The sequence below is a fragment of the Pseudomonas sp. PAMC 29040 genome (assembly GCF_003994535.1).
GTDB classification, from domain to species: domain Bacteria; phylum Pseudomonadota; class Gammaproteobacteria; order Pseudomonadales; family Pseudomonadaceae; genus Aquipseudomonas; species Aquipseudomonas paraversuta.
Genome location: NZ_RZAA01000010.1, coordinates 91099 through 116643, shown reverse-complemented (window position 1 = coordinate 116643; position 25545 = coordinate 91099). Strand labels below are relative to the sequence as shown.

The following is a 25545-nucleotide window of genomic DNA, read 5'->3' as shown; positions in this document are numbered from 1 at the left end:
GTCTTGGAGGGTCAGATGGTGCAGTCCTGTTCGATCGAGCGCGCAGTCGATGATGTGCTCGCACGTTTGCCGATGCATATTCACCTCGGCTTGCCGCTGGGTCTGGGCAAGGCCAACCGGTTCGTTAACGCGCTATATCGGCGCATCAAGTTGCTGCCCGAGCGCCGGCTGACGATTTACACCGCCCTGAGCCTTGGTCGCCCGCCCCTGGGTGACGGTTTGCAGCGCCGCTTTCTCGAGCCCTTTGTGGAGCGGGTGTTTGGCGACTATATCGAACTGGATTATCTCGCCGACCTGCATCGCAACAGCATGCCGGGCAACATTCACGTCGAGCAGTTCTTTATGCAGCCGGGCAGCCTGCTCAATAGCCCGGCGGCGCAACAGGATTACGTCAGCAGCAACTACAGCCATGCCGCCCGCGATATCAACGCCAACGGCTTGAATCTGGTGGCGCAGATGGTCGCCCGTGATCCCCTGGATGCCACTCGCCTGAGCCTGAGCTGCAACCCCGATGTCACCCTCGATTTACTGCCCATGATCGCCAGACGCCGGGCCGCGGGCGAAACCATTCTGATACTGGGCCACGTGCACAGCGACTTGCCCTACATGCCCGGGGACTCTGAGCTCGACATCGAAGATTTTGACCTGCTGATCGACGAGGATGAGCACACCACGCTGTTTTCTACCCCCAATATGCCGGTGAGCCAGCAAGACCATTTTATCGGCCTGCACGCCAGCACTCTGGTGCGTGATGGCGGCACGCTACAGATTGGCATTGGTTCGATGGGCGATGCGCTGAGCGCCGCCTTGCTCGCGCGTCAGGGCGATAATGACGGCTACCGGGCCTTGCTCGGCGATATCGATATAACCCCATGGCGCTCGCTGATTGAACGCGAAGGCGGGGTCGAACCGTTCGCCCGGGGCCTGTATGGCTGTAGCGAGATGTTTGTGCACGGGCTGATGGTGTTGGCGGACGCAGGTATTGTGCGGCGCAAGGTGTACCCGGATATCGAGCGTCAGACGCAGGCCAATGCCGGCACCCTGGACGAAAGCCTGCACCGCGATGGCATCAGCGTACACGGCGGCTTCATCCTGGGTCCGGCCAGCTTTTACCAGCGCCTGAGGGAGTTGCCACTGAGCAGGCGCAGCGAATTCAACATGACCGCCATCAGCTACATCAACGAACTGTATGGTCAGGAAGACCTGAAGCGCTTGCAGCGGCGCGATGCGCGTTTTGTGAACAGCGCGTTCACCGCCACCTTGCTCGGGGCCGCCGTCGCCGATCAACTGGAAGACGGCCGCGTACTCAGCGGGGTCGGCGGCCAATACAACTTTGTGGCCCAGGGCCATGCGCTGCATGACGCGCGCTCGGTGATCATCCTGCGCAGCTGGCGCGAATCGGGAGGCGATGTGAGTTCCAACATCGTCTGGGAATATGGCCACTGCACCATTCCCCGGCATTTGCGCGACATCGTGATAACCGAATACGGCATCGCTGATCTGCGCGGCAAGACCGATCGTCATGTGATCGAGGCGATGCTGTCCATCACCGATTCACGCTTCCAGACCGAACTGATCGAACAGGCACAGCAAATCGGCAAATTGCCCAAGGACTTTTGCCTCGATCCGCGATTTGCCGACAACAGTCCGCAGCGCCTGCAATCGATTGCCGCGCGCCACCCGCATTTATTCCCGGAGTACCCGCTGGGCAGCGATTTCAGTACCCAGGAGCAAGACCTGCTGCGGGCGTTGAACTGGCTCAAGAGCAAATTCAAACTCACGCAGATCTATGAACTGGGCAAAGCCACGCTGGACGCACCTGCAGCGCAAGCATTCCCCGAACACCTCTCGCGCATGGGGCTTGAAAAGCCCGAAGGTCTGCGCGAAGAGCTGTATCAGCGCCTGCTGCTGGCAGGTTTGCAGGCGACCGCAAAGACCGGCATCTGACACCTGTCACCTGCAGGAGCGTGCTCCTGCAGGGAGGGCAGCGGTATCAGTCGATAAAGGTCACTTTACCGTCAGCCAGGGATTTAACCCGTGCCAACGATTCAACGCGATAACCCTGCGCGTCCAGTTCAGCACGACCGCCCTGGAACGACTTCTCGATCACGATACCCAGACCGGCAACCGTTGCGCCCGCTTGCTTGATAATCGAAATCAGCGCTTGGGAAGCTTTGCCGTTGGCCAGGAAATCGTCGATCACCAGCACGCGATCGGTGCTGGTCAGGTGACGCGGAGAGATCGCCACAGTGCTTTCGGTTTGCTTGGTGAACGAATACACCGTGGCCGACAGCAGGTTTTCAGTCAGGGTCAGGGACTGGTGCTTACGCGCGAAAATCACCGGTACACCCAGGTTCAGGCCCGTCATCACCGCCGGGGCGATGCCCGATGCTTCGATGGTAACGATCTTGGTGATGCCCGCATCCTTGAACAAACGCGCGAATTCATCGCCAATCTGCTTCATCAGGTACGGATCAATCTGATGGTTCAAAAAGGCGTCGACCTTCAAAACCTGATCGGAAAGCACGATGCCTTCTTCGCGAATTTTCTTGTGCAGTGCTTCCAACGTAACGTCCTCAAATAGCGCTTATGCGCTGAAGGTAGAGTAAAAAATAGTCAATTTTAGCGTTTTAGCATGGCGCGTATATCGGCCAATGCCGTATTTCCGCGAACCGCTTTCACTTCGGTGGGGGTGTCATCGTTACCTTCCCAGGCGAGATCGTCCGGGGGCAACTCATCCAGGAAGCGGCTCGGTGCGCAATCGATGATTTCGCCGTACTGCTTGCGCTTCGCTGCAAAGGTAAATGCCAGGGTCTCACGTGCACGGGTAATGCCCACATAGGCCAGCCGGCGCTCTTCTTCGATGGTGTCGGCTTCGATACTGGAGCGGTGCGGCAGGATCTCTTCTTCCATGCCCATGATGAACACGTAGGGAAATTCCAGACCTTTGGAGGCGTGCAACGTCATCATTTGCACGCCCTCGGCGCCATCTTCCTCTTCTTGCTGGCGTTCGAGCATGTCGCGCAACACCAGCTTGCCGATGGCTTCCTCGATCGTCATGGCACCGTCTTCGTCTTTTTCGAGGGTGTTTTTCAACGCCTCGACCAGGAACCAGACGTTGGACATACGATAGTCAGCAGCCTTTTCGCTGGAACTGTTGGTGCGCAGCCAGTTCTCGTAGTCGATGTCCATGATCATGCTGCGCAGCGCCGCGATCGGATCTTCGCCCGAGCATTGCTCGCGCACACGGTCCATAAAGCGCTTGAACCGCGCCAGACGGTCGGTAAAGCGGGGGTCCAGATGCTCACCCAGACCTATCTCGTCAGTGGCCGCATACATCGAGATTTTTCGCTCGGTGGCGTAGTTGCCCAGCTTCTCGAGGGTGGTAGAACCGATTTCGCGACGCGGGACGTTGATCACCCGCAGGAAGGCGTTGTCGTCGTCCGGGTTCACGATCAGTCGAAAGTAGGCCATCAGATCTTTCACTTCCTGACGCCCGAAGAAGCTGTTCCCGCCCGACAAGCGGTACGGGATCTGATGGTGTTGCAGCTTCAATTCGATCAGCTTTGCCTGATAGTTGCCGCGATACAGGATCGCAAAGTCACTGTAAGGCCGATCGGTGCGCAAGTGCAGGGTCAGGATTTCAACAGCCACGCGCTCGGCTTCGGCATCTTCGTTGCGGCAGCGGATGACCCGGACTTCGTCGCCGTGGCCCATCTCACTCCACAGTTGCTTCTCGAACGCGTGGGGGTTGTTGGAGATCAGCACGTTGGCGCAGCGCAGAATGCGGCTGGTGGAGCGATAGTTTTGCTCCAGCATCACCACTTTCAGGGACGGATAGTCGTCCTTGAGCAACATCAGGTTTTCCGGGCGGGCACCGCGCCAGGCATAGATCGACTGGTCATCGTCGCCCACAACGGTGAACTGATTGCGTGTACCGATCAGGTATTTCACCAGCAAATACTGGCTGGCGTTGGTGTCCTGATACTCGTCCACCAGCAGGTAGCGGACCTTGTTCTGCCACTTTTCGCGAATGTCGGTGTGCTCTTCGAAGAGCTTCACCGGCAGCAGAATCAGATCGTCAAAGTCCACCGCGTTGTAGGCTTTAAGCGTGCGCTGGTAGTGGGTGTAGACAATGGCCGCCGTCTGTTCCTTGGGGTTGCGCGCGTTTTCCAGGGCCTGAGGCGGCAGGATCAGATCGTTTTTCCACGAGCCGATCATATTCTTGATCTCGTCGACCCCGTCGTCGCCCGAGTATTCCTTTTGCATGATATCGGTCATCAGCGCTTTGACGTCGGCCTCGTCAAAGATCGAGAACCCGGGCTTGTAGCCCAGCCGCGCATGCTCCTTGCGGATGATGTTCAGCCCCAGATTGTGGAAGGTACACACCGTCAGGCCACGACCCTCGCCCTTCTTGAGCAGGGTGCCCACCCGCTCCTTCATCTCGCGCGCCGCTTTGTTGGTAAACGTCATGGCGACGATGTACTGGGCACGAATGCCGCAGTTCTGAATCAGGTGCGCGATTTTGCGGGTAATCACGCTGGTTTTGCCGGAGCCTGCGCCGGCGAGCACCAAAAGAGGGCCGCCGACGTAGTTCACGGCTTCTTGCTGCCGGGGATTGAGTCGGGACATGACGAAAATAGGGGTCGTGTGCAAAAAGGGCAGGCATTTTAACAGGCTGAGCAGATATTGCTGCCTCCGTGCGACGGTGTGACGTGGCACTCTATCTAAATTTGCCGCTTTTGTTAGTTTGCCGCAGGATACCGGGGGGTTTTAGTCTACCGTTTGGTATACACCGACCGCGCGTAATTGATAATCGGTGTCATTTACCATTAAGTATTGGCGCGTCATAATGCCCATCGCCTGAATTATGCAGAGTCTAGGGAGCTAGCTTGTCCAAGCATGTTGAACCCTTGCGTTTACTGCTACTGGCCGAAGAGCCATCTTGGGCAGCGTTAGTGCGCGAGTGCCTGGCGCCCATGGGAAGCAAGGTCGTACTGATGTGCGCACCGGACTGGGAATCTGTCAGCTACCTGTTCGAGCACGATCGAAATGCACTGCTTCTGACCACCCCGGCGCTGCAACCCGCCCCGGGACGCTGTCGCATGCCCACGGTTCTGTTGCTCGACAGCGAACCCGTGGATCCTCCCCAGGGGGTCAGCGACTGGTTAATCAGTACCAGCCTGAACACCGATGTCCTGCGCCGCTGTTTGCGCCATGTGCGCGAGCGCGGAGTGCTTGAACACACCTTGCAACGCCTGGCCGAAGAAGACCCGCTGACCGGCATTGCCAACCGCCAGGGCTTCCAGACCCTGCTGGCCGTGCGTTTGGCCGAAAGCGACGGGCGTGGCATCGCCCTCGGGCACCTTGACCTGGACAATTTCCGTCACGCCAACGACGCCCTCGGGCATCAGGCGGGAGACCGCCTGATCCTGCAAGTAGTCGCACGTCTCAAAAGCCAGCTCGAGGCCGGCGATCAGCTTGCCAGGCTGGGCAGTGATGAATTCGCCCTGCTGATCGACACCCGCCGTGCCCCCGAGCGCGCCGAATGGATCGCCGAGCGCATCACCGAAGTCATGGCCGAGCCCTACTGGATCGACGGTGAAAGCCTGCTGATCGGCTGCAGCCTTGGCATTGCCCATGCACGGGCCAGCGCCGGGGCCGACCCATTGATGTGGCACGCACACATTGCCATGCAGCAGGCCAAAAGCACCCAGGGCTGCACCTTTCATGTGTTCGACGAACGCATCAATCGCAATGCCAGAAGCCTGGCCGACCTTGAAAGCGAGCTGCGCCGGGCCTTGCGCCGTGACGAACTGGAACTGCATTACCAGCCGCGCCTGGATCTGGGCACGGGCAAGATCGTCGGGCTCGAGGCACTGGTACGCTGGCGCCATGCCGAGCGCGGCTTGCTCGCGCCCAACGAGTTCGTGCCACTGGCCGAGCAAAGCGGGCTGATCGTGCCGCTGGGTTACTGGGTCATTTCCCGGGCCCTGCGCGATATGCAGACCCTGCGCGAGCTTGGCCTGCCGGCGCTGCACATGGCGGTCAACCTGTCGTTCCGCCAATTCCAGGACAGTCAGTTGCTTTCAACCCTCAGCCGCTTGATCACCGAGCGCGCAGTTGAAGCCCAGTGGCTGGAATTCGAGCTGACCGAAACGGCTGTCATGCGCCGCAGTGACCTGGTCAAACAGACAATGGATGCCTTGGGAAGGCTGGGGGTGCGCTTCTCGCTGGACGACTTCGGCACCGGTTTTTCATCGTTCGTGCATCTCAACAGCCTGCCGATTGCGCTGCTCAAAATCGACAAGAGTTTCGTCGGCGGCATGGAAGACCGCGAAGAAAACCGCAAGCTTGTGCATGCCATGATCAACCTGGCCCACAACCTGAAACTGGAAGTGGTTGCCGAAGGCGTCGAAACCCCTGAGCAATTGTCCTTGCTGCGGGGGTTTGGCTGCGATCAGGTGCAGGGCTACTTCATCAGCAAACCGCTGCCGCTGGCAGACCTGGTGGAGTTTTTGACCTTGGGCGAGCAGCAGAAGGTACCGCAGGTTATCTAGCCATCACCGTCACCTGCAGGAGCGAGCTGATCAATACGCCAGCCAGGAACTCGCTCCTGCAGACTCAACTTGCCTTGAGCTCACGCTTTAACATGCGCCGCATCTTCCATTCGAATGCCAGGGTCAGGCTTACCGACGCGCAAGCCAGGCCCAATGCCAGCCCCCACCAAACCCCGGTAGGGCCCCAGCCAAGGGTGAACGCCAACAACCAGGCCATCGGCGCACCAATAGCCCAATAGCAGAACAGCCCCACCAGGAACGTAGTCCGGGCATCCTTGAGCCCGCGGATAGCGCCCATGGCAATGGTTTGCACTCCATCGAACAGCTCGAACCACGCCGCCACCGCCAGCAAACTGATAGCCAGCTCGAACACCGGGCGGAATGCCGGGTCGTTGTAATCCAGAAACAGACCAATCAGCTGGCTCGGCCAGAACCAGAACACCACTGAAAAACCAAGCATGATCAGCGCGCCGCAACCGATCCCGACCCGACCGGCCAGTCGCGCCCGGAGCAAATCGCCACCGCCATAGTGCTTACCGATACGCATGGTAATTGCATAGGACAACCCGGCCGGAACCATGAACGCCGCCGACACAATCTGCAGCGCAATCTGATGCGCAGCCAGTTGAGTGCTGCCCATCGTGCCCATGCACAGTGCTGCAAAGGCAAACAACCCGACTTCCACCGCGTAGGTGCCGCCAATCGGCAAGCCAAGGCGCCACAGTTCACGCAGGTACGTCAGATTAATCCGCGACAGGCCATTGCGAATCGGATACGCGTCGTAGGCAGGATGCCGATGAATATGCCAGGCCAAGCCTGCGGCCATACAGGTGGCCACGATTGCCGTGACCAGGCCGATGCCCATCAAGCCCAGCTTGGGCAGGCCGAACATACCGGTGATCAACGCGTAATTGAGCAGAAAGTTGGCCACGGTGCCGATCAGACTGATCACCATCACCGGCGTCGCTCGCCCCATGGCGCTGGTAAAACCACGCAACGCCATGAACGTCATGTAGCCGGGCAGGGCGAAGGGCAGCAGCAGCAAAAACTGGCCCGCGGCTTCAACGTTGGTAGGCGTCTGGCCAAACAACAGCAGCAGCGGTTTGATATTCCACAGCATCAGCGCGCCGCCCAGGGCCAGGCCCCAGGCCAGCCACAGTCCGGCCTGGGTCAGGCGGGTCGCGCCTTCGATATCGCCTGCCCCCTGACGAATCGACACCAGGGTGCCCACCGCCGCAATCACACCGATGCAGAAAATCGACACGAATGAGTAACTGGCCGCCCCCAGGCTCCCGCCTGCCAAAGCCTCCGGGCTCAGACGAGCCATCATCAGGGTGTCGGTAAGCACCATCAGCATATGAGCCAACTGCGAGGCAATAAGCGGCCCGGCCAGCCGCAAAAGGGCCCGGAGTTCGATACGAACGGGATGCTGTAGGGTCATCAGTAAAATTTCTGTAGGTGCGTTGAAGGGCTTGATTCTCGGCGCGTTGAGTGTTTTAAGCAAAGGGATAAAAACGATCCATGACATGATTAAAACTCATATATAGATCCGTAATTTTCCACTGTTTGGTGTTGCGCCCAGGAATAATCCTCATGTCACGTAGCCTTCCTCCGCTTTATGCCTTGCGCGCCTTTGAAGCCGCGGCCCGCCACAGCTCATTTACCCGAGCGGGCGAAGAGCTGTCGATCACCCAGAGCGCCGTCAGTCGCCATATCAAAACCCTGGAAGCGCATTTCGCCTGCCGGTTATTCCAGCGTAATGGCCGCACCTTGCAACTCACCGAATCTGCCCGCTTGCTGTTGCCGGGCGTGCGCGAAGGTTTTGCCGCCCTGGAGCGCGCCTGTACCACCTTGCGTGCCGAAGATGACATCTTGCGCATGAAGGCCCCCTCGACCCTGACCATGCGCTGGTTACTGGCCCGCCTCAGTCGCTTTCGCCATTTGCAGCCGGGCAATGAAGTGCAACTGACCAGCGCCTGGATGGATATCGACCATGTGGACTTCAACCAGGAACCCTTCGACTGCGCGGTGCTGCTGAGCAACGGTCACTTCCCGCCCGACTGGGAGGCCACATTGCTGTTCCCGGAGATGCTGATTCCCGTCGGCGCGCCCAACCTGCAAGACGACCAGCCATGGGATGCCAGACGTCTGGCGGCCACTGAACTGCTGCACCCCACACCTGACCGTCGCGACTGGCGGCGCTGGCTCGACTGCATGGGCCTGAGCGGCCAGGTGTCCCTCAAGGGCGGGCAGGTATTCGACACCCTGGAGCTGGGCATGATCGCCGCCGCACGAGGCTACGGCATCTCAATGGGCGACCTGCTGATGGTGGCCGAAGACGTTGCTCAGGATCGTCTGAGCCTGCCCTTTAGAACCGCCGTGGCCAGCGGCGAAAACTACTATCTGGTGTGGCCCAAAACCCGCCCAGGCGGCGAACGTTTGCGCCGTCTGAGTGATTTCTTGCAACACGAAGTGGCCGCGATGGAACTGCCGGTGGTCAGGCGCATGGCGTGAGTCAGGCCCGTTACCCGCTCACCGGCCGGTACTGCAACGCCTCCGCCAGATGCTTGCGCTCTATAGCGTCCACTTGCTCCAGATCGGCCAGGGTTCGTGCAACTTTCAACAACCGGTGAGCGGCCCGCAGCGACAGGCCCATGCGCTCGCAGGCCGTCTCCAGCCAGGTGTTATCCACAGCACTGAGCCTGCACTGGCTCCGCACCCCGGGCAGGTCCAGAAAAGCATTGGCACAGCCCTGGCGCTGCAGCTGCCGTTCACGGGCACCAGCCACTGACGCAGCGGCGCTGGCCGTGGTCAAGCCGCAGGCAAGAGCGGGGTTGAGCGAGGTGGTTTCGCGGGCCACGGTCAGGTGCAGGTCGATGCGATCGAGCAAGGGCCCGGACAGCTTGTTGCGGTAGCGCTGGATGTGCTCCGGGGTACAGCGACAACGGCCCGTGGGCTCTCCCAGATAGCCACAGGGGCAGGGGTTCATTGCCGCCACCAGCTGGAAGCGCGCCGGAAACCGCATTCGATCCCGGGCCCGGGCGATCACGATAAATCCCGATTCCATCGGTTCTCTGAGCACCTCCAGCACTTTGCGATCGAATTCGGGCAGTTCATCCAGAAACAACACCCCGTGGTGCGCCAAAGTGATCTCGCCCGGCTGGGGTTTTGAGCCGCCGCCAACCAGCGCCGGGCCGGAAGCCGAATGGTGCGGCTGGCGAAACGGACGCTGCGGCCAGCACTTGAGGGGCACATGATTGGCCACCGATTGAATGGCCGCCACCTCCAGCGCCTCTTGCTCGTTGAGGGGCGGCAATAACCCCGGAAGGCGGCTGGCCAGCAGGGTTTTGCCCGTGCCGGGCGGCCCGGTGAACAACAAATTGTGGCTGCCAGCAGCGGCAATCACTAACGCCCGCTTGGCCGAGAGCTGGCCCTGTACATCGCTCAAGTCCGGATAAGGCATGCTCTCGCGCAGCAAGCCACTGGCGCCGTAAGGTTCAAGCACTGTACGGCCGGCGAAGTGCGCCACGGCCTGCAACAAGTGTTCGACCGCGATGACCGTCAGGCCGGAGGCCAGACAGGCTTCCTCGGCATTGGCCAGCGGCACCAGCAAAGCCCGGCCCGCAGCACGGGCTGCCAGGGCGGCAGGCAGTACGCCCTGCACCGACCTGATGGCGCCCGACAGGGCCAGTTCACCGAGACACTCGACCTGGGCCAGGGATACAGCGGGGATTTGCCCGCTGGCAGCCAGGATGCCGAGAGCAATGGCCAGGTCAAAACGCCCGCCGTCCTTGGGCAGGTCGGCAGGCGCCAGATTGAGGGTGATACGCCGGGCCGGAAACTCAAACCCGGAGTTAAGAATCGCGCTGCGTACCCGGTCCTTGCTCTCCTTGACTGCGGTTTCCGGCAGCCCGACCAGGGTCAGTGCCGGCAACCCGTTGGCCAGATGCGTTTCGACCGTAACGGCCGGGGCCTCGACGCCCACTCTGGCTCGGCTGTAAACGATGGCCAGCGACATGACTCACTCCTTGAGTTCACAAAGCGTCCATCCTGCGCGAATCAACGACCCGGGGCAGGGTCGCAATGGATACGGAATGTGTTGCGAGCCCCCCGGTCGTCAGCGCGTCAAACGCCGGGCAGACTCGCCGCGATCATTCACATTCCGACACCGGGCCGGTGGCCTCTTTCAACGCATCGGCCAAATCGCTGGCGTTGCGACTGGAGTAAATACTGCCTCCGGTATTTTCAGCGATGCAGTCAGACAGCGAGCTGTCGCCAATATTGACCACGTTGACCCGCAGACGCGGCTGTTCGATGGCAATGGTCTGCGCCACCTTGCACACGTTCTGGTTACAGCCATCGTCACCGTCGACAAACATCACAATCACCGCATCGCGGTCACGGCCGTTGACCGTGCGCGCGGCCTTTTTCAGGCTCGACGCCAGGGGGGTACCGTCGTCGGCGTTCAAACGTTGAATCCCGTCGATTAATTGCCCACGCCGGGCCGCGTTGAAAACACCGTGATCCGGTTGTTGCGAACAGCCGGCGAAGGTCATCAAGCGCGTATCAATGTCCGGGTGCAGGTTATTGATCATTCCCGACAACGAGGCCTTGGCCACGTCCAGCCGGGTTTGTGGGCTGAACATCCTGATTGTGCGCGGGTCGTCAGCCGCCGGTCGGGGGTGCGTCTTGAAATACCAGTCTTCGTCAGCCTTGGTGGCGGCGATGTTCAGGTTCATCGAGCCCGAGGTGTCCAGAATCACCACAAACTCCGGCGGCAGCTCCCCGCCACCCGGTACCTTGGCCCGACAGGCATAACTGCTCTGGCCCGGCCACAGGTTCATCAGTGGCAAACGCCACTGCCACAACGCCCACAGCAACAGCCCCAACCCTAATAACCCGGCAAGCAGCCACAACCAGCCGCGCCAGACCCGCCACACTATTACCCGGCGCACCACCGGATGCGGGGCTGGCGCGGGTGCCGGCGGCGGGGCCACGACCGCAGCCCGCGGCTGCAGACCCCAACGCACCACGACCGGGTCACCGTTGACGCTGTACAGATTGTTCAGGTCCGGCGGGCGGATCAGTGAACGCAAGCTGGCGGCCTGTTCGGCCTGGCCGCGCGCGACCAGCTCATCGGCCAGCAAGCCCAGGGTTTCCTGGCGCTGGCGATAGCGATCCAGCAACGCCGCCTGCTGATCTTCGTTCAACTCGTGGAAGCGCGTAGGCTGGCCGCCCAGCTCCGTCCACCACTCCACCACATTGCCGCTGCCGATGCGCGGGATCGCGTAGACGCTCGCCACCGACGGCGGGAAATGCTTGAGGATCAGCGCAATTTTCGCTTCCAGCACATCCAGCTCTGTGGAGCTGGCGTGCTCATCCCGGGTAATGCGCTGCATGCAGTGGCTTCCTGAAAAAGGGTCGGCGGCACTTGGCCGCCGACTGGACGGGGATGCAGGGTTATTCGTAACCGAGGCTGAATTGCAGCTGGTTCACCTTCTTCTGCAACGTCTTGAGCTCCTGCTGCCTGGCGGCCACCAGCGCCGGATCAGCGCTGCTGGCCGGCTTGGCACGGGCGGCCTGGAGCTGCTGTTCAAGCCCGGCAATCTGCTGCTGTACCTGCGCCCTGTTGCCACTGCGGGCTTTGAGCGAACCCAGTAACTGGTTCAGCGACTGGTTCAATGCCGCCTGGGACTTTTGCTGGCCCAGCAGGTCGGTGCGCGACACCGCCTGTTGCGCGGCAATGTTTTCGTAGACCTGATGGAACAGCGCATTTTCCTGCTGCGACTTGGCCAGCGCCAATTCGTTTTGACGAATCTGCTCGCTGTAACCGCCACCGGCGTCGCAGTTCATTTTGGTGAACAGCCCGGCGTCACGGTTGCCGGCATCACATTCACCCGGCTGTGTGGCGCAACCGGACAACGCCAGCAAAACACCGAAACCCAGTATCAATCGTGCGTTCATCGTCTCAACCCAGAGTGATTGCAGAGCGCTGGCTGTACAAGCCATCGACTTCTTTTTGCAGGCTGGCGACTTTCTCGTTCATCTTCGAGATATTGGCGTCGATTTGCTTGAGCTCCGGGGCATTGCCCTGGGCACGCTCGGCTTGCACCACGTCGTTGTAGCCCTTGACCTTGACCCGCATGTTGTCCAGCTCCTGGCGCAACTGAGCAATGTTGCCGTCAACCATGGCGATTTGTTTTTTAGCCTGGGCCTGATCGATTTTCTTGCTGGCCAGGTCGCGCTTGATCTGCGCGATCTGCGCCTGGTCATCCTTGATCACCTGCTGAGCCGTCGCGGTACGCGACACTACTTTTTGGGTGTCCAGCTGCACATCGCTGTTGTACTTCTGCAAACGCTCGCTGGTGTTGGAGTATTCGCTGCGACGCTGATCTAGGTAGTAGTTGGCGCCCATTGCCACGCCACATGCGGTGACACCCGCAGCAATCATGCACACGGTTTTATTGCCGCTATCGGCCAGTACACAGGCCAATACACCGGTACCGACCCCCATGGCGCAGGCCTGATAGCCCGACTTGCTGAAGAACTGGGCGTCCGAGCTCTGGGTCAGGCGCGGATCAACCATGCTGCTGCCCGTGCTGGCGCAACCGCCCAACAGCAGGCTGCCTGTGAGTACAGAACTGATCAGTAACTTGGAAGAGGACCACAGGCTGCGCATCATCGTATTTCTCCTTGTTGAAGCAGGTATTGGGCTTATTGGGTGACCGATTTGCAGCTCTTCAACCAGGCGTCAGTGTCGATCCTCTGCTTTTGCAGATAGGTCTTCTGATTCGCCCAGTGAGTGCGCAGGTAAGGTTTGAGTTCTTGCAGTTGTTTGTTCTGGCCGATGATTTCTTCCATCACCGGCACCTGCGGTTCCAGCAGGGACTGGCCGTACAAGGACGCCGACTCCACCAGGCTGCTGGCGTAATAACGGCTGAGTTTGTGCAGACGGTCTTTCTGTTCGTCCAGCTTGCCTTTGCGCATGTCGCAGCTCGGGTCCTTGTCTTCGGACTCGCAATTGAGGGCGTAATTTTTCTGCAGGAAGTCCAGGTACTGGCCGTCATCGAGCATTTTGGTACACAGGAACGCCCCCAGATTGAGGCTGGCGCGAATCGCCTGGTCGCGGGTTTCTTCCTGCTGCTGATTGCTGGCACGCAGCTGGTTTTCCAGGGCCTGGAGCTTTTCTTTGAGGGCCTTGTCTTCCACCGCGGAGGCCAGCGAGTTCAGCTCCTGGACCGCGCCGCGGTCTTTCCCGGTGTCACCCTGGACAGCGCCAGTGCCTAGGCTCTGCCAGCTCTTTTCGATGCTGCCCACACGCTCGCGCGAGGTCAGTGTCGGCGACACCAGAACCAGCCGCAGGCCGGTGGTTTTATTCTTAACCTGGCCGTCGGCGTTGTAGTAAGGCTCTTCTTTGCGCAAGGACGTGCGCACGTCCGCCTGGGGCGTCAGGTAGTTGCCGCCGCGTACCACATAGCCGCCGGCCTGACCGTGTTGCCGATCGAGCTTATTCAGGCGAAAGGGCTCGAACATCATTTCATCGGCGTTACCGAGCATGTCGTGCAGGCCCAGCGGGTTGGGTTTTTGTAGCCCGCCCAGTTGCAGCTTGCCGTTGGACGATTGCGCACCGCCGAACCACTCATAAGCGTTCAGGCCGTCCGGCATCGGGTAGCGTGTATCGCTGAATTCGGCGGCACCCACTTCCAGCCCGCCACGGGCGGCGAACTCCCATTCGGTTTCGGTCGGCAGGCGCAAAAAGCCCAGCGCACCATCTTCCTTGGGCAGCGCGGCGGCAGCGTTTTTACGCAACCACAGGTTGTATTTGTCGGCCACTTCGATGGCTTGTACCCAACTGATCGCCACCTGCGGCAAGCGCAGCTTGTTCGACGGCACCGGGCAGGTTTCATCGGTCAGAGCCTGATACTGCAACTGGCTCATCTCGTACTTGGCCATCAAGTAATAACGGGATTTGTCGGTTTTGCTGCCGGTGAAACTGCCGGAAATAAACGCGGGGCGCTTCTGCTCCACATACCCCCATTCGGCGCTGTCCTGACCGATATTGATCGGGTAGTCGTCCAGCGGGCCGGTAACGGGAATGAACACCTTGCGAAATACCATCGAGCCGTCGCAGGGCATGGGCAATACGACGTCACTGGCGTCGGCGGCCGGGTTGTAGAATTTCTCGTCCCAGGCCGCCGCCGAGGCGCCGGGCAAGTAGCCAAGGCTCAGGAATGCGAGCGCAACAACAGATTTATAACTCACGCAGACTCTCCGCAGGTTGGATGCTGATGGCCCGCAGGGCGCCGATCACGGCGACCAGTGCAGCGACCAACAGGGCGATCAGCAGGGCTGCCAGCCCGTGCCAGACAGTGATGTGGCAGACAAAGGTGCCGGTGGCCTGACTGCTGCCCAGCAGATGGTCAAACAGCAGGCTGCCCACGCCATAAAACGCCAGCCCGCCGACATAGCCGGCCAGGCTTAAGAGCAACGCCTGAGCGATCACGAACCCGGCCACTGCCGGGCTGCTGAAGCCCAGTAATCGCAGAACCGCCAGGCTTTTGCGCTTGCGGTCGATATTGGCCAGGAACGCACCGATCATCGAGGCGATGCAGCCAATCAGAGCGGCCCCGGCGATCACGCCAAAGATCAGCCCCAGTACATGGTTGATGGCTTTGACGTTGTCGATATCGGCCAGGCGGCTCGATGTCTCGATGTTCTGCTGGTTCAGCCAGCGTTCCAGCGGCGCCACGCTATCGATATCACGGGCATAGACCCGGGCGCGGGCATACAGCGGCTGCAAGTCGCCGACCGGTTTGCCGGTAGCAAGGCCAAACGCCGGGACCTGATAGCCATCGCGAAAGCGTTCCAGCTCGAGCAATAACGGCGGTGCAACGAAACCGGCGGCGCGGCCAAAGCGGGCGGCGTCGAGCACCGCGACCACGATCAGATTCAGCTCGCCGCGCTCATTGATGCCGTCCAGACGGCGGCTCACCCGCACCCGCACGCTGTCGCCGACATCGGCTTGCAGACGTTGGGCGGCACGGGCACTGAGGATCACCTGATTGGCACTCAACGTGATATCGGGCAGGTTCAGCAACGGGTCAGCCGCCGCGCTGGGGATAATTTCGGCGTTTTCGACAAAACGCTGCAGGCCCACCAGCAGGTCGGCCTGCGTATTCAGCGAACGGGTCTGGCCGATGGCGAAACCGACTTCAGGTCGCTGGCGCAAACCCTCGATCCAGGCGGTGTCGTAATTGCCGCTACTGAGCATTTTCACTTCAAGGTTGCGCGGGTCGCTGAGCAGTTCGTTCTGCAACTGGCTGACTACGCCATGCTTGAGCCCGAACAGCAGCAACAGCGGTGCGATCACCGCCACCAGCGACGCGGCGATGCACAAGGACACTTTGCGGTCATGCCAGAGGTCTTCGACCGCCAGCTTGCCGAGCAGGCCGAGGCGGCTAATCCATGGCTTCAAAGCGTGTTTCTCCCTGACCGCTGATGGCACCCAGACGCGGCAAACCAAAGTCGCGCACCAGCGCCCAGTCATGGGACACCACCAGTGCGCTCAAGCCCAGCTCATTCACCAGACTCAGCAACAATTCAAACAAACGCCTGGCGCTGTGGGGATCAAGTGCCGCGGTGGGCTCATCGGCCAGCAGCAACTGCGGCTCATGGGCGATAGCCCGCACGCACGCCACGCGCTGGCGTTCGCCGATGGACAAGGCCTGGGGCAACTTGTCCAGCAAGCCCTCCAGCCGCAGCGCCTGCACTGCACGCTCGACCTGCGCACTCTCGACCGGCATGCCGAGCAGGCGGCGGGGCAGTGTGATGTTGTCGCGCACGCTCAAAAACGGCAGCAAGCCGCCACTTTGCAAGATGAACCCCAGGTCCCGCGAACGCACCGCCGACAACGCCGGCTGGTCATTGGCCGCGAGCATGCGGGCTATATCCAGTGCCTTGGCCCCTGGCTCATGACGCGCCGGACCAAGGCTGAAGCGCCCCAGTTCGACGGGCATCAGCAGCAGGCCGATGGCTTCGAGCAGGGTACTTTTGCCACAGCCGCTTTCGCCGGTGATGGCGAGGATTTCGCCGGCCTTTACCTGCAAGGCCGGCAACCGCACGCTATGGGCCTGCGCACCGCTGCCACGGCGCACCAGCATGTCCTGAATATCGAGCATGGGCGTCCCGTTAAGGCATCATTTCCAATGGCACCGGGTACACGTTGTCCCGTGCATCGCTGTCTTTGGCCAAGGCCACCCAACGGTCCACGTCAGCGTTGTAACGCTGGTAGTGGCGCAGCTTGGTGTTCAGGTTACGAATGAATTTCTCCTGGGCCAGACCATCCCAGCTCTTCCAGGTTTCTTCATCCAGGTTGAGGACTTCGCTCTGGTACGGCAGGTCTTCGAGGTACTCACCGAGCACACCCATGTCCGCCAGCCTGGCGTTGCCGTTCTGCTTGAGCTGATTGGGATCGGCGCCCATGGTCGCGGCGACGGAACGCAGGCGATCGAACATCTCGGTCGGCGAAATCAGACCTTCGTTGGCGGCATCCAGAATCTGCTTCATCACGTCGCTCAAATCGCTGAGCTGTGACTTGGTCAGTAACACCCGGACATCGGTGGTGGGGATGTTTTGCTTGATCAGGTCGCGGTCAGTGATCCACGCCTGGAACACTGGCGGCGCCTGACTGTTGGTTTTTTCACCGAGGTACGCCAGTTGCATCGCGTGGCCGATCAGGGCCGCGTCATCCAGCAGTTTTTGCTCGGCCGGGTCTTTGCCGGCGACAGGCGCTTGCTTGGCGTTCAGCGCGCTGCCAATGGCATCGTCGCCCATGTAGGCGGCCTTGACCTGGGAGGTAATCGCGCTGGCCAGCGCATCCACTTTACGCCCGAATGCTTGCACGTCACCGGCGTTGACCGGGTAGTACAGCGAGGTATTGGTGCCCGGGTAAGTCGACAGGTTTTGATATTGCGCTTCGGCTTTGCCGTGATCTTTGATCCCGGCCGGCGTTTTCAAGTGCAGGGTGTAAATCGCAACGCCGGGGTTGGCCGCCTCAAGGCGCACCTGGTCAGCGCTCAGTCCGGTGCTGCTCAATGGGTCGTCGCCCTCGATGGCACCCGCATCGGTGATCAACACCACGTAGCGCGCACCGAACTGGGTCCAGTCCACTTTGTCGATACTGTGCATCACGCCCGCGAGCGAGTCCTCATCAAAGGCCTTGCTCGAGACTTTGGCCTGTTTGAGGTCAGCCACCCTGGCCAGAAAATCTTCGCTGCCGGTGACCTTGTTCGGGTCGGCGTACATTTTGCTCACGTATTCCAGGCCGGGTACGGCTTGGGTGCTGGAACGGAATGCCACCAGACCGAACTTGACCTGATTACCCAGGTTCTCGCTTTCAATCTGTTTGTAGACCTTGCGAATGGCCTCGCGGGTACGGTCGATATAAGGATCCATCGAGATCGTGGAGTCGATGACAAACACCACCGCCGCGCTGAATTCCTTCAACTGGCTGGATTTCGCGGCCCCCGTAGCGCCTGGGTTTGCGCCGGCCTGCAGCGGTTTGTCTTCAGCCTTGCTCACCGACGCTACATTCAACAGGCGGGTGCGAAAGCCTTCTTCGGTCATGACTTCTTCGCCGCTCAACACCGGCAGCAAGTAAAACTGCTTGTGCAGGTCAACGAAGTATTCCGGCTCCTGGGCCAGTACTCCCGGAGCCTGTACTCCTTGCTTGAGCTTGGCGCGCAACGGCGCGACTTTGCTCACCGGGTCCGGGGCATCGAGGATGCCTTCAAGGGTGGCGCGGTCTTTGAAGAACATCAGACGGTCGCGGTTGGCCGGGTTGGTGAATGCCAGCGTGAGCTGCATCTTCCAGTCCGTGGTACAGGCTGCAGGCAACCAGCCGATAGTTTTGCCGTAGCTGTCAGGGCCGACCTTGAGCCACTCGGCATTACCCGCCTGGGCCCGTTCATATACGTAAAAGCGGCTGAATGTTGGCTGCGCCGCACCGGCATCACCGCCAGCAGCACTGCTGAGCTGACAACCCGGGGTGGTCAACACGCGCTGGAACAGAGTTTTCTTGCCTTCCTGAATCAAGGGCTTGTCGTCGGCGCGGGCCAGCGAGCTGCCGATGGTCAGCGCCAGCAAAGCGCTGGCAGCCAATGCAAAACGGCTCACGGTTTCAACTCCTCAAAGCGCGCCTTGGCTTCGGCATTCTCAGGGTCGTGGCTGAGGATGGTTTCGTACCAGTACGCCGCGGTGGCCGGGTCCGGCTCGGCAAAGCACTGGCTGGCCTGATGGAATTTCGGGTCGTACTCATGGGCGTAGGCGGTGGCAATTTGCAGGTCACCGGCTTGTGCACGGTTGGCGTACAGCCGCTGGGCGATGCCGCAATGGTTGTTGGCCTTGGCCACGGTGATGATTTCCAGCAACTCGGCGCTGCCCGGCGAATTCTTGATGCAGGCCTGCACAACGCTCAGCTCAGGCAGCACGGCCATGCTTTCCAGGGTACAGGCGGCATCGCCCGGTACAGGCTGCGGTGGCATCGGTTCAGGCACTGCCGGGGGTGTTTTGTTGAGCCAGAACCATGCGCCCAGGGCAAGGGCGGCCAGTACCAGCAATGCAATGAGCACCATCAACAACCAGGGTTTTTTCCTGGCTGGCACCGGTGGCGGCGGGGCCGCAGGTGCGGGCTCAATGACCGGCACGGGTTCCGGGGCCGGTTCGGTAACCGGCTCGGGAACCGGCTCGGGAACCGGTTCAGGCGACACCGCTGGCGCCACCGGGGTTTTCAGCTGGCCCGTGTCCTGGTGTACCGGGGCTTTGACATCCGTGGCGGCGCTGGATGATTGCAGGTTCTTGGCCGGGATCAGCATGCCGGCATCGCAATGGCCATTACCGCCCTGCTCGCGCAATTCGAAGCGCAAGGTGGCCATGGAGCCCACTTCGAGTACCGGGTCGACCAATTGCGGGCCAACCACGGTTTCCAGCGCTTCGCCGTTGGCGGCGGCACTGAAGTGCGCCACCTTGAACCAGTACTGGCTGTTGCTCCAGTGCTGGTCGCCCTGCAGGAAATAGCCGTCCTGGTTACGCTGGACAGAGAACTCCAGACGCTCGTGGCCACCGGTCCAGTCTTTGACGATCAGGCACGCCTGACCGGCGATGTGGGGTTCAAGGGTGACCAAATCGACAAAAATTGACATTGCTTATCTCGCTTCAAACGCTTTGAGCACATGGCCCAGGCGTTCATTTTGTTCAGGGGTGAATTCGCTGCCGGTGCCATGGCTGGCATTGTCCAGGGTGATGTGCGCTACCCCGGACAACCAGTCGCCAAGAAACTGCTGCGCCTGGTTAATCGGCTGCGCAGGCAGCTGCGGCAACGCGTCTCTGGCCACATCACCGTAGAACGAAAACAGCGCTTCGCGGTTGCCGGCATGGCTTTTAGGACGGGATTCAAGCGGTTCCGCGGTGTAACCGAACCAGGCCACAAAATCGCTCAGCACGCGCTGTACTTCCAGCACCTGGCGCTCGACCATCTGGTCGCGGCGCGAGCCACTTTGCGCACGCTTGAGCACGACGCGAATCAACTGGTCCTGCAAGCCGAGACGGTCACCGCTGAGGATCAACTCCTGAACCAGTGCTTCAATCGATTCTTTATCCAGCTCAAGGGCACGCATCAAACCCTCACGCTCCGGAACTGCACGCAAGTACTTCACCCAGTTCCTGAACACGGCACGGGCAAATTTGTGCTCGTTGCTTTGCAGCTCGGGAGCCTTGGACGCTGGCAACGGATCACTGGCCGGGGCATCGAAGTCCACCGACAAATCACCGAAATCATCGCCAAAATCAAACTCGTTGCTGCTGGCATAAACGATCGATTGCCTGGCGGAGTCCTGAGCTGTATCGCCCGTCTCAGACACGCTGTCCTCTTCGTATACGCCGTTGAGGTAAAGCTCGCGGATCTCTTCGTTCGGCAGTTGCAAGGTGTTGATCAGCTCGCCCAGCACACCGCCGCGGCGCTTGAGCTGGGCCAGAATCATCTGCGCCTGGGTACGCTTGATGGCCACCATATCGGCGCCATCGGCCACGTAGTAACTGCCCAGGGTGTGCAAGGCTTTGCCGTTGAGTACCTTGTTCAGTTGCTCGCGGATGCGCTTGAGTTTGAAGTCAACGTTCGCCAGTTCCGTAAAGCTTTCGCTGAAACGGGTGATACCGCCGTCGTTGAGCGTGAGCATGGCGTCCCATGCCTGCTGTGCATCCTTGATGTACTTTTTGACATTCGGGCGCTCGACCAGAGTTTGGGCCATCAGCTCCAGCGTGCTGTGACTGTCCTCGGTGAAATGGCTTTCGTTGCCATCGGTACGACCAATGAATGCGGCCTGATGGCGCGGTTTGCGCACCAGATAGGTGTTATTGAACGCCTGGGCGCCTTGCCAGTTCGACATCCACGGGTAGTCTTTGAAGCGCTCGAGCATGGTGCGGGTCATCATGCCGTCCCACTCTTCTTCCAGCTCCAGGCGCGACTTCTTGTTCAATGACTGGGAAATGCACAGGTCAAACATGGTCAGGGTCCAGATCAAGCCCGTGGCACGCGCGCCACGCTCTTGCGGGGTCTCGCCCTGTGTCGCGTTGATCCAGCGCGTCAGCACCGGGCCGACATCGTTGACATCACTTTGCTTGGTGCTGTTGGTGCAGACCACCAGTGCGTTCATTTCCTGATCATCGACATAACGCTCGAACAGGTACGCGACCTTGCCGCGACGGATCAGTTGCGAGATCGAGTTGGTCTGGCCGTTTTCCCTGGCGATGGAAGTCACGTTCAGGCGCCCGCGATATCCGGGAAAATCCAGCAGGTCCATTTGCTCGACGATCTGCGCGGCCGGTACTTCAATCAGGCGGAAGGTCATCTCGGCGGTGAGGGCCGCCAACTGCACCAGGGAAATCGGGCCGGGGTTGTGCAACACACCCTCGACCATCGGGCGCACCGACACCGGCACGTCAGTGGCGCTGCCGTAACGCTCCAGAATGTCGACGTTCATGATGCTGTTGCGACGGCTGAATTCATCGCCTACGCGCTCAGCCAGCACTGACAGCGGTGCAAAAACGGTGTCGGGCATGCCCAGCCGATTGAGCGCTGCGCCCAACTGCTGGTACACCTGGGTCAGGCCATCTTGCTTGCCCCACAAAATCGAAAACAGCTCGCCACGCTCCTGGGGATTGAGGCGCGGGGCCAGGTCGATGACTTTCGGCCAATAGTGATGGGGCAGAACTTTGAGCGATTGTTCAAAGCTCTGGTTCAGGTAATCCATCAACGACACGACGTCTTCGGCACTCACCCCAGGCTGCAGCGGACCCAGCTCGCGGCCTTCGAAAGGTTGCAGGGCCTGGCGCACCACGCTGTCGTCGATCACGAAGGAGACTTTTTCCTGGTCGAAGTCTTTGAACCAGGTGTTGGCAAAAATTTTCGCCAGTTCGATTTCGCGGAAAAGCTTGAGCTCCACCGGGAAGTTGTCGTCTTCACTGGGCTTGGCCAGACGACTGAAACGGGTCACCAGCCCGGTGGCTTCAGTACCGCCACCGCTGGGGTTGATGTTCTCGATGAAGTCCATACGCTGCTGGCCGAACTGGGTCTCGAGCGCACCGTTGGCCCCTGCCGCCAGGGCTGAAATAAGGTAGGACTTGCCCGCCTGGGACAACCCGAAGAAGCCGGTGGTCATCGGTGTGGTGGCTACCCGGCCAAGGTTGCGGGCCATGTTGCGCGCCTGATACAGGCCCAGCTTCAGGTCAGCCGCATCGCGATCAAGTTTGGGCGCCGTAACCCGGCTTTTGTCCACCCAGCCCAGGGCCTGGCCGGCACCTTCGTAGACGGCATTCCAGCTGGCGCTGAGGGCGATTTGCTCTGGGGTCAGATTGCTCATTTGCGTTTTACGCTCCCGCTGTCCAGCCAGTACTTGCTGTCACTCAAACCTTCCACCAGGGTGGTGTTGAGTTGCAGCAAAAGGTCATTTTTGCTGAACGTTTTGTCGGTATTCGAATCCACGTATGTCACCTCAAGCTCGTCGCTCAGTTGTCCCTGGCGCTTCATCTGCTCGGTGGCCTCGCTCACTTTGAAGGACACGTAGACCACGGGCATCTCGTTGTTCTGGGTCTTGGCCTCGGTAAAGCGCTGCCGCCCCTGGGGGGAGAAATCCAGGGTGTAGAGCGGCGTGGCAGACCAGCGCTCGGCCGCCAGCTGACGGAAGCCCAGGCGCATATTGCCGCGCATTTCCAGCGCTGGCGGCCTTGCATCCAGGCCTTCACCGATTTCGGGCAGCACGATGCGCCCGTCCTCGGAGGTCAGGTCGCGGAACAGGACGTCCGAGTCAACGATGATGTTGGCCCCGTCGATCTTGCCGATGTGCTTGATGGTCGAGTACGGCCTCAGGGCCGAGGTGCGGAAATAAAAGTTCGGCACACTGTGGTTGGCGCACAGCAGGCACAGCATGGCGCCGACAGATGCCGTGCTTTTAGGGTCGTCGATCAGGCCGTTTTTATGGAACGGGTACCAGTTGCCGGTGCGGTAATTTTGCAGCGCAAGGATGCGCCCCGGCGGCAGTGGCAGCATCTTGCGGATAAACGCCTGAATGCCCGGCAGACGCGATGGCCGCCCTGTCAGGAGCAACATGTCGCATGGATAATGCGCAATGACCTCGCACAACCCGGCAAGGATCTTGGTGATGTTGATGCCACCGCTGATGAACGCGCCATGCAGTTTCTGCAAGTCCAGGGTAATCGGCGTTTGCAGCAGATCGAAATCGGTCTGAACCCCCAGCTCGCGGCGAACCGCGGTGTTCACATACTCCAGCACGTTGGCTCTGACAGCATCTTTTTCCAGCAACGTCAGGTAGGTGTGGTCACTGGCCGGCGTGGCGAACTCCGGGTTGTAGAGCTCGTAGCGGCGCAGCAATTCAAGGGCCAGCGGCGTGAACACCTGCAGGTTCAATTGTTGGCGCAACACCATGTCTTGCGCGCTGCCCGATTCGGCGCCGCACAGACGCGACATCAGGGAGCCGGGGAATTTAACCCCGGCGTTCTGCAAGGCGCTTTCAAAGCTTGGCAGAATGAACCCCTGAATCACGTCCAGCAGGATGTCGTCCCCCGCGACTTTGAAACCGTCACGGAAACGCTGCTCGGGCACGATGTGCACATTGCTGCCACTGCTGGCAGTGCCGGCACGGTCAAGACGGTAATCGGTGATCACCAGGTCGGTGGTACCGCCGCCTATGTCGATGGTGGCCAGGGTGATACGTTCGCGGTCCGTCTTGCCGGGGCGCGAGATGGCATCGAAGAATTCTTCCGGGTGCCCGGCGAAGTTTTCATTGACCTCGGTGTAGAGGTAGACCAATTGCCCGCACGAGGCCTCGTCCCACTCCACCCGCACCTTGGGCAGCGGCGTAGTGGCCGGGCTCGAGTCATGAGCGAAGGGGTCTTTGCGGTCGGTCTGCCAGTTCATGCTTTTCCACACCAGACCAATGGCGTGTCGCATGCGCTTTTCCAGGATGCTGCGCTCGGCCTGGGGCATGCCCGGCGGTACGGTCAGGGTGATGCTGTTGAGGCGCCGCGGTACGCGGGTATGGCCCTGACGCGAGCGCTGCGCCGGGCTATTGATTTGCATCAGCGCCTGGGCCAGCACTTCAGCGAGCATGAAAGTCATCAGCGAGCTGCGCGAATAACGCGGTACAAACACCGCCAGGCCTGGGGTGTTGAAGCTGTGCAGCGCGTCGCCGGTTCCGTTGATCAGCAGCGAAAACGGTTTGGCGGTGGCAAACGGCTCGGCTTCCTTTTTGTCGAAGCTGTAGCTGAAGCGCCATCCGTGATCGTAGGCCTCTTCATCCCACAGATAACGCTTGGGACTGGAGAGTCCGGTTGAGCCCTCGGTGCCACGACGGCGACTCGCCAGCCGCGCGGCCTCCTTGCCAACCCGGGCGATGGTTGGCCACAGGAAAGCCTCCGTGTGGCCACTTTTTACCGAACAGTCATCCTTGCCAAAGGAGATCTGGGCAAACTCGACGCGACTTTCGAACGCGTCGTTGTAGATGTGCTCCGGGCTCATCAGGTCCCGCAGCTCAAGCACATAGTTGTCTTTGAGACCGGAGCCGGACTGGCCGTGGTTTTCGATCAGAATGCCGCAGGTGCGCGAGTTGCCAACATCGAGGATCAGATCCACGGGAATCGGCGGCGTGACACCACTGCCATGGCTGGCCACGATTTTAAGTTCGGGCAGTTTCACTTGCGCCGCCGGGGTGTTGTTGTCCCGGGTGGTGCAAGGCTCCATGAACAAGCTGAGCAGGTTCAGGTAATGGGCTTCGGCATGACCGTCCTTGATCTCTTTGTCCAGCTCATCGCGCGGGGTTTTGGGATGGCCTTGCGTGAATACTTCCAGCAGCCACTCCCGCACCCAGATCTGATCCAGAAACCAGCGGGCCTGCTGGGGCTTGCACGCCAGCTTGAACGATACGCCGGAGCTGGCGTCGCGCTCGACCGGCCCCAGATAGAGGCTGGTGTCATGCTGTTCCATGAGCCGGGTATCCAGCGCGACCGTCAGGCGATGGGTGTTGCCATCAATGTCCGGCTCGGGCAGGCGCACCAGGCGCATCCGCGACCAGTTGGCCGGCCCCTGGTCAAAGCTCTGGGGCGGGCGGTAACGGAACACCGGGATCGGTACCCAGAGCCCGTCGTAGAGCTTGAGACTGGCTTCCATGCCGAGGTTGAGGGTACTGCGTGCGTCAACGGTCTTGCCCGGCTCGCTTTCGTAAAAGTAGCTGGTCATGCCGTTGCGTTCGCCCTCTTCGAGGCGGCACAACAGGCCATTGGTCAACGGCGCGAAATCACCCGAGGGCAGCTTCCTGGGGTCCAGGCGCAGGGCGAAATCCATGAACTGGATGCCGGTATCGGCAACAAGGATAACGGTGTCTTCAAATTGGGTAACTTGAGGCAGCATGTCAGAGTT

At 60.5% G+C, this 25545-nt stretch carries 17 protein-coding genes; 3 read left to right on the top strand and 14 right to left on the bottom strand.

The genetic code is table 11. From position 1 onward, the window contains the following. Window positions 1–15 precede the first annotated feature (15 nt). Window positions 16–1947 carry an acetyl-CoA hydrolase/transferase C-terminal domain-containing protein gene (locus WG29040_RS18245; protein ID WP_010656750.1) on the top strand — a complete coding sequence of 644 codons (1932 nt, stop codon included), beginning with the start codon at window positions 16–18 and terminating at the stop codon, window positions 1945–1947. A gap of 46 nt (window positions 1948–1993) precedes the next feature. Here the strand turns inward: WG29040_RS18245 and WG29040_RS18240 are convergent, their stop codons facing one another. Together WG29040_RS18240 and rep are read right to left on the bottom strand one after the other, a co-directional pair. Continuing rightward, window positions 1994–2566 carry a xanthine phosphoribosyltransferase gene (locus WG29040_RS18240; protein WP_003437854.1) on the bottom strand — a complete coding sequence of 191 codons (573 nt, stop codon included), beginning with the start codon at window positions 2564–2566 and terminating at the stop codon, window positions 1994–1996. Between the two features lie 56 nt (window positions 2567–2622). Next, on the bottom strand, window positions 2623–4632 hold the full coding sequence (rep, locus tag WG29040_RS18235) for a DNA helicase Rep (protein WP_127196640.1): 2010 nt from the start codon (window positions 4630–4632) through the stop codon (window positions 2623–2625). 368 nt (window positions 4633–5000) lie between these two features. On the opposite strand from rep, the gene WG29040_RS18230 reads away from it, so the two are divergent. Beyond that, window positions 5001–6560 (top strand): EAL domain-containing protein, encoded by a 1560-nt coding sequence (locus WG29040_RS18230; protein WP_010656748.1) that lies wholly within the window; start codon window positions 5001–5003, stop codon window positions 6558–6560. 64 nt (window positions 6561–6624) lie between these two features. Here the strand turns inward: WG29040_RS18230 and WG29040_RS18225 are convergent, their stop codons facing one another. Continuing rightward, window positions 6625–8001: a NorM family multidrug efflux MATE transporter gene (locus WG29040_RS18225; RefSeq protein WP_003437859.1), complete on the bottom strand. Its 1377-nt coding sequence runs from the start codon at window positions 7999–8001 to the stop codon at window positions 6625–6627. A gap of 152 nt (window positions 8002–8153) precedes the next feature. Here WG29040_RS18225 and WG29040_RS18220 point away from each other — a divergent pair, with 152 nt between their 5' ends. Further along, the gene (locus tag WG29040_RS18220; protein WP_003437862.1) at window positions 8154–9074 is read left to right on the top strand and encodes a LysR substrate-binding domain-containing protein; all 921 of its coding nucleotides are present in this window, start codon (window positions 8154–8156) and stop codon (window positions 9072–9074) included. Between the two features lie 10 nt (window positions 9075–9084). Here WG29040_RS18220 and WG29040_RS18215 read toward each other — a convergent pair whose 3' ends face one another. The 11 genes from WG29040_RS18215 to WG29040_RS18165 all read right to left on the bottom strand — a co-directional run bounded on the left by WG29040_RS18215 (window position 9085) and on the right by WG29040_RS18165 (window position 25536). Next, complete coding sequence (locus tag WG29040_RS18215) at window positions 9085–10578, bottom strand: YifB family Mg chelatase-like AAA ATPase (RefSeq protein WP_127196639.1); 1494 nt, start codon at window positions 10576–10578, stop codon at window positions 9085–9087. Between the two features lie 133 nt (window positions 10579–10711). Continuing rightward, window positions 10712–11959 (bottom strand): VWA domain-containing protein, encoded by a 1248-nt coding sequence (locus WG29040_RS18210; protein ID WP_127196638.1) that lies wholly within the window; start codon window positions 11957–11959, stop codon window positions 10712–10714. A 61-nt stretch (window positions 11960–12020) separates the two neighbouring features. Beyond that, window positions 12021–12524 (bottom strand): hypothetical protein, encoded by a 504-nt coding sequence (locus tag WG29040_RS18205; protein WP_127196637.1) that lies wholly within the window; start codon window positions 12522–12524, stop codon window positions 12021–12023. A 4-nt stretch (window positions 12525–12528) separates the two neighbouring features. After that, window positions 12529–13242: a hypothetical protein gene (locus tag WG29040_RS18200; RefSeq protein ID WP_003437870.1), complete on the bottom strand. Its 714-nt coding sequence runs from the start codon at window positions 13240–13242 to the stop codon at window positions 12529–12531. Between the two features lie 32 nt (window positions 13243–13274). Then, the gene (locus tag WG29040_RS18195) at window positions 13275–14822 is read right to left on the bottom strand and encodes an SUMF1/EgtB/PvdO family nonheme iron enzyme (RefSeq protein ID WP_127196636.1); all 1548 of its coding nucleotides are present in this window, start codon (window positions 14820–14822) and stop codon (window positions 13275–13277) included. Continuing rightward, on the bottom strand, window positions 14812–16035 hold the full coding sequence (locus WG29040_RS18190) for an ABC transporter permease (RefSeq protein ID WP_127196635.1): 1224 nt from the start codon (window positions 16033–16035) through the stop codon (window positions 14812–14814). The genes WG29040_RS18195 and WG29040_RS18190 overlap by 11 nt, the downstream gene beginning before the upstream one ends. Further along, window positions 16019–16738 carry an ABC transporter ATP-binding protein gene (locus WG29040_RS18185; RefSeq protein WP_127196634.1) on the bottom strand — a complete coding sequence of 240 codons (720 nt, stop codon included), beginning with the start codon at window positions 16736–16738 and terminating at the stop codon, window positions 16019–16021. Before WG29040_RS18185 ends, WG29040_RS18190 begins: the two co-directional genes overlap by 17 nt. 10 nt (window positions 16739–16748) lie before the next feature. After that, window positions 16749–18734, bottom strand: a complete 1986-nt coding sequence (locus WG29040_RS18180) for a vWA domain-containing protein (protein ID WP_003437880.1) — start codon at window positions 18732–18734, stop codon at window positions 16749–16751. Beyond that, window positions 18731–19759 (bottom strand): hypothetical protein, encoded by a 1029-nt coding sequence (locus tag WG29040_RS18175; protein WP_127196633.1) that lies wholly within the window; start codon window positions 19757–19759, stop codon window positions 18731–18733. Before WG29040_RS18175 ends, WG29040_RS18180 begins: the two co-directional genes overlap by 4 nt. A gap of 3 nt (window positions 19760–19762) precedes the next feature. Then, entirely contained in the window at window positions 19763–22474 is a 2712-nt protein-coding gene (locus WG29040_RS18170) for a virulence factor SrfC family protein (RefSeq protein WP_127196632.1), read from the bottom strand. Continuing rightward, window positions 22471–25536 (bottom strand): virulence factor SrfB, encoded by a 3066-nt coding sequence (locus tag WG29040_RS18165; RefSeq protein ID WP_127196631.1) that lies wholly within the window; start codon window positions 25534–25536, stop codon window positions 22471–22473. Before WG29040_RS18165 ends, WG29040_RS18170 begins: the two co-directional genes overlap by 4 nt. Window positions 25537–25545 lie beyond the last annotated feature (9 nt).